The sequence below is a fragment of the Paracrocinitomix mangrovi genome, assembly GCF_019740355.2.
Classification (GTDB): domain Bacteria; phylum Bacteroidota; class Bacteroidia; order Flavobacteriales_D; family Crocinitomicaceae; genus Paracrocinitomix; species Paracrocinitomix mangrovi.
The window spans coordinates 2,400,978-2,413,506 of sequence record NZ_CP091819.1; the positions used below are offsets into that span (position 1 = coordinate 2,400,978).

Consider the following 12,529-nt stretch of genomic DNA (forward strand, 5'->3'; position numbering starts at 1 on the left):
ATCTTACTTACTTGAAGCAAAGTAATCCATCAATGTTTTTTTGGCATTGGCAGATATGAGTGCAGCACTGCCATCAGTCATGCTGGCTACTCCTACTTTGCCTTTTTTGTATTTCACCACATGTTCCAAATTAATCAAATGTGATTTATGGGAGCGCAAAAAACCAAAATCGCTCAATAACTCTTCATAATGTTTCAAAGTTTTGGAGAGTGTATACTTTATTCCATCCTCTAGGTAAAGAATGGTGTAATTGTCAGCCGCTTCTGCACGGATAATGTTTTTGATTTTCACTACTTCAAAACCATCTATTTGCGGCAACACAATTTTCTGCTCCCTGTCATTAATAGATTTGATATTATCTGCTAAAATTTGCGTGTTTTGAAAACGCTCTTTATTTCCGGAATTACTTTTTATTTTTTCAACTGCAGCTATTAATTCATCTATATCAATAGGCTTTAAAATGTAATATGCCGCGCTTAAATTGAGTGCCTTAATCGCATAATTACTGTAAGCTGTAATGAATACCACTTCAAAATTAATTTCATCCAATTTTTCAAGCAAATCAAAACCATTTCCAAAGGGCATCTCAATATCCAAAAACACAATATCCGGTTGGTATTTGGTAATCAATTCTTCACCTTCCTGAATATTGGTTCCTTCACCACAAACCTCAACGTCCTTACAATAATTAGCAAGGTAGTTTCTGAGCGTTTCTCTGCCTATTTCTTCATCTTCTACTATTACCGCTTTAAGTAAGCTCATTAGTATAATTTTAATTGTACAACGGTTCCTTCATGTGTTGATTTATCCAAATCATCAATAGCAATTTCTAGTTTCTTTGCAAAAACCTCATTGATGATCTCCAACCTATTTTTGGCATTTGAAATTCCCGTTGATTTCATTTTTTGCTGATTCATGGTTTTCATTTGCCTGGACTTTTCTCTCCCTATTCCATTATCAGAAATCAACACTTCAATATGATCCGTTTCTTTGGTAAACTTGATTTTTAATTCTCCTTTTTCATCCTTATATCTTAATCCGTGCCAGATGGCATTTTCTATAAAAGGCTGTAACAACATAGGAGGAATTAGATATTCGTCTGTTTGAATACGTTCATCAACTTCAAAGGTAAAATCAAAGTGACTATTGAATCTAAAATGCTCCAGGTTCAAGTATAATCTCAGAATTTCAATCTCTTTTGACAGTGGGATGAAATCTTGCTGTGAACATTCCAACACTTCTCGCATTAGTTTAGAAAACTCAGCAAGGTATTTATTGGCTGATCTTTCATCCTGTTTAGAAATGAAACTATTTACTGAATTAAGTGAATTAAATATGAAGTGCGGATTCATTTGACTACGCAACGATTTGAGCATCAATAACTGATTGGCTTTTTTCTTTTGACGGATATTCCTGAATAAGAAAAAGAGCATTATTGCAATTATTCCAAGTCCTATAACCAAACCAATTGTTATCTGTCTTTGCTTTTCAATCGTTTCATTGTTCAACTCCTTTTCTTTTTGCAAAACAGAAATCATTTTTTGGTTTAGCTCCCGATCTTTTTCCATCAAAAGCATCTTGTTTTCAGTGCTCATCAAAAATTCATTTTTTTGAGCCAATTGCAGCTCTTTTTGCTGTTTCTCTGTTTTAAAAGAATCAAGTAAGTTCTGGTATTTTTGATTTTGAAATTCCGTGATTTTATCCATCCCCTCTTCTTCATATATGTCAGATAAAGTTTGCACAAAATCCATTTTTAAGTCATAATTATCCTCTTTATCTAAATGAACTACATTGTCATTTAACACTTTGAATGCCTCCGTTTTTTTCCCTTGTTCCAAATATGTTTTTGAGAGGTTAAAAGAAGAGTTCAGAATGGTGTTAGAATTCCCATTCATTTGATTAAATTCTAAAGCTTGCTGTTGTACTTGAACACTGTTAGATAAATCATTTTGTTTACCATATAGTTCAGATAAAAGTAAATAGGCAAGATTGGCCAGGCTATCTAATTTATTTTTTTCAGATAATGATTTTGCTTCTGTGTAATAATTTTGAGCTTCATTGATGGCACCTCTTTTTTCTTCTAGCCTACCCATTGCAATTTTAGATCTCACTATTAAGCTAACATCATTCAATTTTTGACTCTCTTTTGAGGCATCCGTCAGGTAGGATTCACCTTCTTTCAGTTTGTTTTGCTGAATCAATAGCTCTGCAAGCTTAATTTTCGAACTCGTTTCTTTTCTATTATCTTTTAGTTTATTGGCAATTATTATGGCGTTTTCATGATACTGAATGGCAGATTTACTTTGATTCAATTGAGTTTGAAGACCCCCCAATTTGTCGTTTAAAGTGTAAATCATCTGTGAATTGGAAAGCTCTGTTTGAATGGTGAGCGATTTTTTATAATCTGAAACAGCAATGGAGAGATTTCCTAACTGCTCATTAAATTTTCCAAGAATAAAATATGCTTGAGCCTGCTCATTCTTGTAGTCATGTTCTATTGCATAAAAGAGATTGTCTTCAATTATTTGAAGAGCTGTTGAAATACTATCGTTAAAAATAGATTCAGCATACTTAAGGTTTTTCCTTATTTCTTCGGGACTTTTAGCTTCACTTATTGAACTGTTATTAAAAGACTGTCCAATTTGCGCCACAGAGGTCAATTGAAAGTTAAAAGCAAGGATAAAACCTAAAACGATATGGTGCATTAATCTGAACACAGACTAAAAATAAGGCTTTTTTATCAGCTCATTATTCATTATTACAGTCATTATACACGGAATGTCTGCTTATCCTTATTCAAAAATTTAGTTGCCTAATTCAAAAGCCCTGTTCACGCATTTCAGCTTTTTCTATCAAGCAGTGTTGCTTTAGTTTGTGCTAAACAAATAACTGAAATTATGAATGTTAAACTGAAAAAGATAAAATGGATGCGTCAGGCAATGTTATTGTCTGTATTTGTCTTTATGAGTTGCGAAATTACCGCTCAAGAACCTCCAATTCAACGAACAATTGAAATTACAGGAAGTGCTGAAATGGATGTTCAACCAGATCAAATTGAACTTTCTATTACCACCAGATCAGATGCCAATGATGATAAGCAAAAGGAGCTAATGAAGATTCTTGAAAAAAACGGCATAGATGCAAACAAGGTAAATTTTGAAAGTAGCAATACCTACAATTGGTGGTGGTATTATTCATCTTATCGTGATCAATCTATTCAGCGATACACAGTGAGTGTAGATTCTACGGTTAATTCAATTGAATTAATGGAAGATTTAAAGAAACCGTGGATCCAACAAGTGTATGTTTCCAATAAATCAAATAGCAAAATCCAGGATTACAGAGAAGAAGTAAAAATTGAGGCTATTAGAGCGGCAAGAAAAAAGGCTATCTATTTATTAGCTGCCCTGGATGAAGAAATTGGATCTGTACTTACCATCACAGAAGTTAATAACGATCAAAATAATAACAGACCCTACTATTATTACTGGAACCAAAATACTAACAACACACTCAGTAACTCTGTAGTAAGTTCTGGTCAAAGCGGAAGCTCAACCGTTGATGGAGTTTCAATGCAAAAATTAAGATATGAAGTTAAAGTAGTATTCACCATTAAAGACAAATAATATGAAATCAAAAAAACAAATAGTAATAGTTGCTGTAGTAGCGCTTGTGACTATAAGTCCACTTTTAGCAAGAAACTTAACTACCTCTGAAAACGAAATGAATTTAAGCTCAACAAATAATTATCCAACACAAACAATTGGAATTAATGATCCGGATACAGTTAATTATGGTTACACGGAAGCATATGTAGATTTCAACTATTTTGAGGAGGTATCTGCTCAAGCAAAGGAACACAGAAAATCACGATTGATAGATTTTGCCACATTTAATCAATTTGCTAGAGACGAAAACACCATTATTTTGGACAGCAGATCTAAAAGAATGTATGACAGGATGCACATTGCAGGAGCCATGCACATTAATTTTGCAGATTTCACACAGCAATATCTGGCTGAAAAGATTCCTGATAAAAACACACGCATTTTGATTTATTGCAACAATAACTTTAAGCAGGAACCCATTTTTGAAATTCCGTTTGCTACAAAATCGGTACAACCAATTCAACTTGATGTTTCTGCTTTAAATGGAAAACAACCACTGGTTGAAAAAACATTGGCTTTGAACATTCCTACTTACATCAACTTATTCGGCTACGGATATAAAAATGTGTATGAATTGCATGAATTGGTTTCATCTCAGCATCCAGGATTACAGTTGGAAGGAACAGATGTTTTAAACCTAAAAGCTGCCGAATAAAATATAAGGCCTGAAACAAGAATTATGAAAATAAGCGAATCCGGACATTTAGTATGTTCGGATTTTTTGTCTTAATTAATCTTTATATGAAGCTAAACTTACAGGATCCATTACTTTCACTGGTCCTCCAAATGCGGTACGACTTTTAGCAATACTGTCAATGGTAGTAAATGTTTGCTGTTGTAAATCTGCATTCATAGCAGCAACTTCATCAGCAGTTCCTTCAAAATCAATAGTTGCATTGTTTTGGGCCAATAAAGGAGAAATACAACTTAAACTTCCCTTTTCCCAATTAGCAAACATGATGTATCCCATCACATAACCTGTTTCAAATTTGCCATCAGTCATTTTAGGTGGTAAATAATCTGTAATAGCCAAAACTGCTAATAAACCATCTTGCATGGCATTTAGAACCATATCAGGCTTTTGTAGCATTTCTTCATTTGATTTAGGAACTTCTTTTAACTCAGGAAAAGTTTTATAAACTTCAAACATATTAGTATCCAAACTATTGATGTTTAACCAATTCAATTCAGATAAAGGAGTTTCTTCTCTTATCAATGCATCCGGCATTGAAAAATTATGCTTTCCAAATTCTTCTGAAGAAAAATTATCGAGCAAATAAGTAGACATTACCCATACATTCATCAATTTTTCATTTCCATTATACGGAATTGTAGTACCATCATAACAAATTGTTTCCTCCACTTCTTTGTTCCCAATTTCAGCAAAACTAGCTTGTAATGAAGCAAACTTTTCTTTCAGTTCTTTGGCACTAACAATCAGTTCATGAGTATCTTCATAAAATTGATTATCAGCATGTTCTTCAGTTTCTGTTTCACCATTTCCTCCACAAGAAAGAAGGACAAAAAGAGGCAAGAAATAAACTATCTTTTTCATGTATTGAGTTTTTGAGATTACCCCAATCCTATAGAAAGTAAAGCGGTAATAGCCCTAATATAGAAAATCATCTAAAACTTTAATACGCTTTGGTACAGTAAATCTGCAAACTTGAAGCAATATAATTTGTAAGCCTTCATTCAAAATATTAGATTTGATAAAGTCATCTATTTGATATCATTATGGAAAATGCTTCTACTAGCACACTCACCTTTCCTATCAAAAGATGGATTGTTTTTAATTTCCTTGGATGGATTCTTGGAACCGCACTGGTTTTGATAATGTCTTCTTCTTTTGATGCAATCGGAATTGAAAGTCTACAATTTTTTGTTGCCGTAGGGATAGGACTTGGAATTGGTTTAACTCAATGGTTGGTTTTAAAAAGGGTTAGCAAGATCAGAGCAAAATGGATACTTTATACCATGCTAGGTCTTAGTATTCCATTTATCATCTCAGATGTTTTAAAGTATTTCAACCTACTAGATTTAGAGGAACTATTGATTCCCGTATGTGTTGCCATTGGAAGTATTTTCCTTGGAATTTTTCAATCTAAACTTTTAGCCGACTATAAAATCAATGCTGTTTTTTGGATAGGAATCTCTTTTATTTCCTGGGTATTAATCTCTTTGGCCGTTATAAGTGTTGCCTATACCCAATTAATTTCGGATAATGTTTGGTTTGGTTTTACCGTCAACCTAATTTTACTGCTAAGTGGTGGAATAATTTTAGGAGTAATTACCGGAATTCACCTAAAAAAACACATGACTATTACTTAGTGTTCTTCATGATGATCATGCTCTTCGTCTTCACTTTCACCGGTTCTTAAACTTTGAAAGAAATCATTTAAAGTAGCCTTCTCTTCATCACTTAAATTGGCATCAGAGTGCATACATGTGTAAGAATTTAATGGCATCTCGCCTTCTTCTACTTCTTCAATACATTCTTCTAATTTATGATCTGCCTTTTTTAATGGATAAGATGCCCAAACAGAAAAGTTCAAATGTTCTTTGCCTTCATCTACATGATGTTTTACCCACCATGAAACCGGTGCAATTTGTGAATACCAGGGATATTTGGTCTGATCTGAATGACAATCATAACAAGCACTTTGCATTATTACAGATACATTTTCAGGAGCATTGGTCACATTTAAAAAATCTTGTGTCGGATCAACCGGTTTGGTAGAAGTATCAATTCTAAAAAATTGAATGATTACAAATACAGCTAATAAACCTATGAGAATTTTCTTTTTCATCTTTCAGTGATTTATACAAATGTAAAATTTGCGCTTCAAATAATTACTTTATTCTCTTGAACAATCCTATCGTACTTGTATGATTTGTCAATTTGTTTTTCAAACTATATTTGCCAGATGAAAAATTCCCTTTTAATCGCAAGTTTGTTTGCCTGCCTTTTTTCATATGGGCAAGAACAAAAAACCAAAGAATTTGGAATTGATTTACATGGAGGAACATTTGGTCTCTTTAATGTAAATGATGTTTTTACCAAAGCAGATTACACATTTGGAGGTAGTTTATATGCAGATTTTGGACTTCATCAAAACTTTACTGTCGGAGCAGAACAGATGTTCATGTGGGGAAAACCTAAAACAGCAGATGGAAACCGCATGATCATGAACACAAATGCAAGGTTCAAATTAAGATTTCAAACTTTTGAAAAGATCCATTTCAACATCCTTGTAGCCGGAGGTTTTTCATTTTGGCCATCAAGCACTGCTACCGCTTATTTAACTCCAACTTTAAATGACACTCGACTTGGGTGGGATTTTAGAGCTGCAGCTTCTGCTGATTTTTTACTGAGCGAAAAATTTTCATTAATGGCTAGCTTTGGTTATCTCGCATCAAGTAGTACCAGTGATGACATTGTTTGGATTACTCATGATTCAATGCTCATCAGTTTTGGGCCTAAACTGAAGTTTTAAAACTGTGAATTGATTGTAAAATAGCATTGGCCATATAGGATATAGATTTTGCCACTTGATCCGCGGGTTCTTTAAATCCGCCCAATACCCAATCTTCCAATACAGCCAATGAACCACCTTCACTGAATTTATAAAACTGTTGAATTATTTCAATATCCTGACCGGATGCAGTCATAAGAGTGGCAGGTGTTTCAAGTTCCTTATAATGATTTAGAAACTTGTTAAAAACCTTCATTTCATCTCTATTTAAAAATATAATCTCACTGATTTTTTTGTTGTCTTTTAAAAATTGACAAGCTTTTTGAAACACTTTTTCAATATCTCTTTCTCCTGATAACGTAATCAGTAACTTTTCAAATATTTCATTCTCTATCTCAACAATTAAATCATGTGTATTGTCATAATGACTGTAGAAAGTATTTCTGTTGATGTCAGCTTTTTTACAAACTTCAGTTATGGTTATTTTATCCAATGTCTTTTTCCTTAACAAATCCAACATAGCTTCTTTTAACACCATTTTAGTGTACTTAACTCTCCTATCTTCCTTGTTACTTTCTTTCATTCTCAGATAATTTTATCGAACAATTTTCAAAACAATTGTCTATTAACTTACAACTGTGTTCAAAAGTGATTTTCAAATCAACTAATAAATTCCTTCTTTTATGGAGTGTAATATAACACACTTTGCATTTTATCGAACACCTTGTAGAATAATTCTCAGAATGAACCCTTCAAAAAATCAAACAACAGCTATCATACTCCGTTTCAATTTATTAAGATTTATAGCATTAATCTTTCTATTGTTGTTGCCATTTATCGTACTTCCACAAAAAAAGAATATCGTTTATACAAGTGGAAAAGGTGATCCACATAAAAGTTTTGAAGAGGAATTTTTATCTCATAAAAAATGTAGTGAGTGGTGGTATGTTACAGGATATCTAGAAGATCAAAATAAACAACTTTATACTTTTCAATTTACACTTGCCAATATCAATGTAAAAGGAATAAAAATTCACATGATCTTAATCTCTATAACGGATTTACAAAATGGAGAGCATTATTACTTTCAGGATCACGTTTCAAGAGGAAAACACATAGTTACTACCCAAAATGAAACAACTTATGGCACATTAGCCGGAATCAAATATGCGGCAAATGATAAAAGCAGTTTTGGAAAAATGAACCTATCTATCAAAAAAGACAGTCTGGCATTAGATCTTCAAATGGAAGCTCAAAAATCACCTGTTTGGCATTGTGATAATGGTAAATTACAAATGGGAATATTAGATGATCCTAAACAATACACCTATTACTTTTCATTAACTAATATTTTAGCTGAAGGGAAGTTAACTTTAAATGGAAAAGAGCTCACAGTAACAGGAAAGGCATGGTTTGATAAACAAGGTGGACCTTACACTATTACCAATCCGAGAACAAACTGGGAATGGTTTTCTTTTAGGTTCTTTGACAATGAAGAAATCATGTTATTTTACTTTCCTAAGGATGAACATCATGATTGTACTTATATCAAAGAAAATGGTACTTATGAACGACTTCAAAATTTTAATGTAATTCCCTTAGACACTATTACCGAACCGTCTACTGACTATATTTTTACATATGGTTGGAAGGTAAAAATCCCAGGATATAAGGATGAAAACTACACTTTAAAACCAAAGGTTGATGGTCAATTCAACGTATTCTTTTATGAATTAATAGCAGATGTATACAATAGCAAGAACGAAATTGTTGGCTATTGTTATGTTGAATTATTGCCTGGTGCAAGAAATAAAAAACTGAAAAATAACCTTGTTTTTAAATAAAGAAATGACAGAAAAAGAAATAGTTAAATACAAATCGTATCCGGGACCTTCAGTATTCTCAGCTTTTAAAGGATTAACTAAACACGGATTTCTGGATTATATTGATGAAGCCTGGAAAACTTATGGTGACACTTTTGAACTTAATCTAGGGATCAGGTCATTGATATTTGCCATTCATCCTGATGCGGTTCAACAAATAAATGTTACTCACGGTAAAAAGTTTGATAAAGTAAAGAGCTACAATGTTGTCAGAAAGTATTTAACCGGAGAAGGATTAGTTGCCAGCACAGGTGATTTGTGGAAAAGACAAAGAAAATTAATGGCTCCTTTTTTTACTCCAAAAGGCGTTCAGGAGTATGCTGAAATAATGATCAAAGATTCTCTTGAAATTGCCGAACGTTGGGAACAGTTTTCATCAACAGGACAAGAGGTAGATATTGAAGAAGAAATGATGAGAGTTACTGCTTCAATTATCCTTAAATCAATGTTCAGTTCTGAAATGGACGAAGAAACTTTGGCCATGAAAGATGCAGTAGCCATAATGATCAAATATGCTACCTCTCAGGAACAGGGCATCCATCCTCCTGATTGGGTTCCAACTAAAAGGAACAAAACCTACTTTGAAGCAAAAAACAAAGTTCATCATTACATCAAAAAACTTATTGATCACAGAAAAAGTATCTCAGAAGATCAATGGCCCAACGATTTGTTGTCAAAATTAATGAAGGTGAAAGATGAAGAAACAGGTGAATTGATGTCTGAAAATCTATTGAGAGATGAATCAATCACTACATTCTTTGCAGGACACGAAACTACTGCCAAAACTATGAGTGCTACCTGGTATGCTTTGGCTACTAATGAAGAAGCAACTACAAAACTGCATCAGGAACTTGATAGAGAATTAGGAGACAAAATTCCAACTTTAGATGACTTACACCGACTTCCGTATACACTTCAGGTAGTAAAAGAAGTTTTAAGATTATACCCGGCTGCTCCATTTTATGTTAGAGATGCAGTGGAAGATGATGAATACAATGGCTATCAAATTAAAAAAGGAACCGCAGTAATGTTATCTCCTTACTTCACACACAGGCATCCTGACTTTTGGGAAAACCCAAATAAATTTGATCCTGACAGATGGACTCCGGAAAAAGAAAAAGAGCGTCATCCTTATGCTTATCATCCATTTGCTACAGGAAAACGAATCTGTATTGGAAATAATTTTTCTCTTTTAGAATCTCATATTCTACTTGCCATACTTGCACAAAAGTTTAATCCAAAATTGAAACCTAATGCAAAAGTGACCTGGGAAATGCATGGTACTTTAGGAACTAAGGAGTCAATACAAATGAAGATTGAAAAGAGACAAAAAAATTAATTTGCCAAATTTTACAACAGTTAAGTTGCTTCTTGTTCATCATTTAACATTTATACTGACCTAAATCGATTGAGTAAAACTTAGTTTAATCCTCCTATACACTTGTTTATCTGTTATTTAGCTGACTTGCTTTAGATCATTTTTACAATCTGGAAATATCCACATAACCGACTTGGGTAAAAAGACCTATTTGTCAAGAAAAATAGGCGTTGTAATTTTGCCGCGCAAAACTGTACCCGAACAAATTAATTATGATTAATATGTTTAGAGAACAGATGGAAATTTACGGTGTATCACTTCAAAAAATCGCCAATGATACCCTTGAAAGTAAATATGAAAAAGGTGTAAAACTAACCAAGAAAATGGCCGAGGAAATTGACAATGTTCAATTGAGTTTAGCCAAAGGAGAGGATCAATTCATTATTGCAGATTTTTCAAATGGTGGAGTGCAATTAGACAAAGAGGCTGAAATGTACTTTTTAAGGGATGGTAAAATGATTCCTTATACCAATGCCTTAGCTATAATATCCAACCCATCAAAGTTTGGATTCTTGAAGCGATTTTTCTCTAAAAAACAGTCATTCTATCCAATCAAGGAAGTGCATTCCAGAGAAGAAGCACAGATGTGGTTTGATACCTTAAAGCAGTAATTCAGCATCTTCAAGCAATTTGATAACAACAAGAAATTGACTAATTTTTAGCACGGCATACATCTTGCACTGCTAAAATATGATGAGAGTTGTTTTAATATTGACATCCCTAATATCTATTTCTGCTTTTTCACAATACAAATGTGATAAGGCGGCAGTAGAAACTATGGTAAATGAACAACTAAAAGTAGCAGATAAATGGTTTGAACATTCTTACGTCCTTTGGCAATCAAGCTTACCTGAAGACACAAGCAAACTATACTTTCAAATTGATTCAATTTACCAGCATTATTATTGCGGAACTGAAGTGTTTTGGACAGATTATAATCTCAACTCCAACTTCGCTACTTTGGCTACTGACAACAAAAGAAATCAGCCGTACAGTCTTTTTATTTCAACACCTATTTTCAATAAAACAATGGACCAATGCAGGTTCGTCATCAGCACCAATGTCAATAATTGGGGTGGACATAAAGCCATCTTCTTTTATAAAAAACTGGGTAATCGCTGGATGGTTATAAAATCAAAGTTGCTTGACATTGATTAAAATTTAAAGCACATGTTCTTGTGTTTTACAGAACATATCTATAATATTGTTGCATGGAATACACCGACGTTCTAATTTCTATCAGAAAAATTGCACGCGCTATCAACCTTGACTCTAAGAGAATTCAAAAGCAAAGTGGCTTAAGTATTCCGCAATTATTATCCCTAACTTTCGTCAGTCATTGCCCGGATTATCAATGTGCACAAATTGAATTAAGAAAATATCTTCAATTAAATTCAAGTACAGTTACTGGTATTGTTTCTAGGCTAATAGAAAAAGGCTATTTAGCCAAAATTCCATCTAAAGGAGATAAAAGATCCACCTGGATTACGTTAACTGCGGCAGGATTCAAACAGTTGGAAAACACTCCTGAATTATTCCAGGATCGATTAAATGAAAAATTAAAAGAACTGCCTGACAGTGATATTAAACTAATTCAGACAGGACTTGACAAATTAATTGGCCTCTTGGGAAAGGAAGAGTTAAGCGGATCATTATCTTAACTATACTAGTCATTTATTGCCCTTATTTCACATTTTTTAAGATTCTAAAACCCTTTATTACTTGACAAAAGAACATATTCTTTGTATATTTGTGTTGTATAGAACATATATACAATCAAACATTATGATAATTCAACTAAACAAAATATCGCCAAGAGCTAATAAAAAGGACATTCGAAATCTTTTTAGCACATATGGTGTGGTTTCAGGAGTTATCAAATCACCAAATTCAGCATTTATTAGAATGCCTGATGATGACAGAGCAGCCATAGCTATTCAAAATTTGGATGGCATGAAATGGAAAGGCTGGAATATTAGGGTTAAACCTTTAAGTTCCAAAACAGAAACTCCAGTTTGCCGCACCAGTATAGGTGTGCTCCGCATGTTCTAAAACAATCATACCATACTTAATTAGAGGCTTCGATTATTTCGTGGCCCAAAAATTAATGACCAAAATTTTACA

The 12,529-nt window shown here is 33.3% G+C and carries 15 protein-coding genes; 10 read left to right on the forward strand and 5 right to left on the reverse strand.

The window, feature by feature from the left end; genetic code table 11:
• Positions 1 to 3: 3 nt before the first annotated feature.
• Together K6119_RS10980 and K6119_RS10985 are read right to left on the reverse strand one after the other, a co-directional pair.
• On the reverse strand, positions 4 to 762 hold the full coding sequence (locus tag K6119_RS10980; RefSeq protein WP_221838953.1) for a LytR/AlgR family response regulator transcription factor: 759 nt from the start codon (positions 760 to 762) through the stop codon (positions 4 to 6).
• Positions 762 to 2,717: a tetratricopeptide repeat-containing sensor histidine kinase gene (locus K6119_RS10985; protein WP_221838952.1), complete on the reverse strand. Its 1,956-nt coding sequence runs from the start codon at positions 2,715 to 2,717 to the stop codon at positions 762 to 764. Before K6119_RS10985 ends, K6119_RS10980 begins: the two co-directional genes overlap by 1 nt.
• A 180-nt stretch (positions 2,718 to 2,897) precedes the next feature.
• Between K6119_RS10985 and K6119_RS10990 the strand changes: the two genes are divergently transcribed.
• Positions 2,898 to 3,626, forward strand: a complete 729-nt coding sequence (locus K6119_RS10990) for an SIMPL domain-containing protein (protein WP_221838951.1) — start codon at positions 2,898 to 2,900, stop codon at positions 3,624 to 3,626.
• Position 3,627: 1 nt separating this feature from the next.
• Positions 3,628 to 4,323: a rhodanese-like domain-containing protein gene (locus tag K6119_RS10995; RefSeq protein WP_221838950.1), complete on the forward strand. Its 696-nt coding sequence runs from the start codon at positions 3,628 to 3,630 to the stop codon at positions 4,321 to 4,323.
• A gap of 75 nt (positions 4,324 to 4,398) precedes the next feature.
• On the opposite strand, the gene K6119_RS11000 is transcribed toward K6119_RS10995, so the two are convergent.
• Entirely contained in the window at positions 4,399 to 5,223 is an 825-nt protein-coding gene (locus tag K6119_RS11000) for a hypothetical protein (protein WP_221838949.1), read from the reverse strand.
• A 182-nt stretch (positions 5,224 to 5,405) separates the two neighbouring features.
• On the opposite strand from K6119_RS11000, the gene K6119_RS11005 reads away from it, so the two are divergent.
• Positions 5,406 to 5,999: a hypothetical protein gene (locus K6119_RS11005; protein ID WP_221838948.1), complete on the forward strand. Its 594-nt coding sequence runs from the start codon at positions 5,406 to 5,408 to the stop codon at positions 5,997 to 5,999.
• On the opposite strand, the gene K6119_RS11010 is transcribed toward K6119_RS11005, so the two are convergent.
• On the reverse strand, positions 5,996 to 6,478 hold the full coding sequence (locus K6119_RS11010; protein WP_221838947.1) for a heme-binding domain-containing protein: 483 nt from the start codon (positions 6,476 to 6,478) through the stop codon (positions 5,996 to 5,998). The genes K6119_RS11005 and K6119_RS11010 overlap by 4 nt on opposite strands.
• Before the next feature lie 117 nt (positions 6,479 to 6,595).
• Here K6119_RS11010 and K6119_RS11015 point away from each other — a divergent pair, with 117 nt between their 5' ends.
• On the forward strand, positions 6,596 to 7,165 hold the full coding sequence (locus K6119_RS11015; protein ID WP_221838946.1) for a hypothetical protein: 570 nt from the start codon (positions 6,596 to 6,598) through the stop codon (positions 7,163 to 7,165).
• On the opposite strand, the gene K6119_RS11020 is transcribed toward K6119_RS11015, so the two are convergent.
• The gene (locus tag K6119_RS11020; protein WP_221838944.1) at positions 7,149 to 7,727 is read right to left on the reverse strand and encodes a TetR/AcrR family transcriptional regulator; all 579 of its coding nucleotides are present in this window, start codon (positions 7,725 to 7,727) and stop codon (positions 7,149 to 7,151) included. The two genes, K6119_RS11015 and K6119_RS11020, sit on opposite strands and share 17 nt — an antisense overlap.
• Positions 7,728 to 7,887: 160 nt before the next feature.
• Between K6119_RS11020 and K6119_RS11025 the strand changes: the two genes are divergently transcribed.
• The 6 genes from K6119_RS11025 to K6119_RS11050 all read left to right on the forward strand — a co-directional run bounded on the left by K6119_RS11025 (position 7,888) and on the right by K6119_RS11050 (position 12,457).
• Entirely contained in the window at positions 7,888 to 8,988 is a 1,101-nt protein-coding gene (locus K6119_RS11025) for a lipocalin-like domain-containing protein (RefSeq protein ID WP_221838942.1), read from the forward strand.
• A gap of 4 nt (positions 8,989 to 8,992) precedes the next feature.
• Positions 8,993 to 10,366 (forward strand): cytochrome P450, encoded by a 1,374-nt coding sequence (locus tag K6119_RS11030; RefSeq protein ID WP_221838940.1) that lies wholly within the window; start codon positions 8,993 to 8,995, stop codon positions 10,364 to 10,366.
• Between the two features lie 260 nt (positions 10,367 to 10,626).
• Positions 10,627 to 11,016, forward strand: coding sequence for a DUF7793 family protein (locus K6119_RS11035; protein ID WP_237827998.1), 390 nt, complete (start codon positions 10,627 to 10,629; stop codon positions 11,014 to 11,016).
• A gap of 79 nt (positions 11,017 to 11,095) precedes the next feature.
• Positions 11,096 to 11,563 (forward strand): hypothetical protein, encoded by a 468-nt coding sequence (locus tag K6119_RS11040; protein ID WP_221838935.1) that lies wholly within the window; start codon positions 11,096 to 11,098, stop codon positions 11,561 to 11,563.
• 53 nt (positions 11,564 to 11,616) lie between these two features.
• Positions 11,617 to 12,066, forward strand: a complete 450-nt coding sequence (locus K6119_RS11045) for a MarR family winged helix-turn-helix transcriptional regulator (protein ID WP_221838934.1) — start codon at positions 11,617 to 11,619, stop codon at positions 12,064 to 12,066.
• Positions 12,067 to 12,190: 124 nt separating this feature from the next.
• Positions 12,191 to 12,457 (forward strand): RNA recognition motif domain-containing protein, encoded by a 267-nt coding sequence (locus K6119_RS11050; protein ID WP_221838931.1) that lies wholly within the window; start codon positions 12,191 to 12,193, stop codon positions 12,455 to 12,457.
• Positions 12,458 to 12,529: the final 72 nt, after the last annotated feature.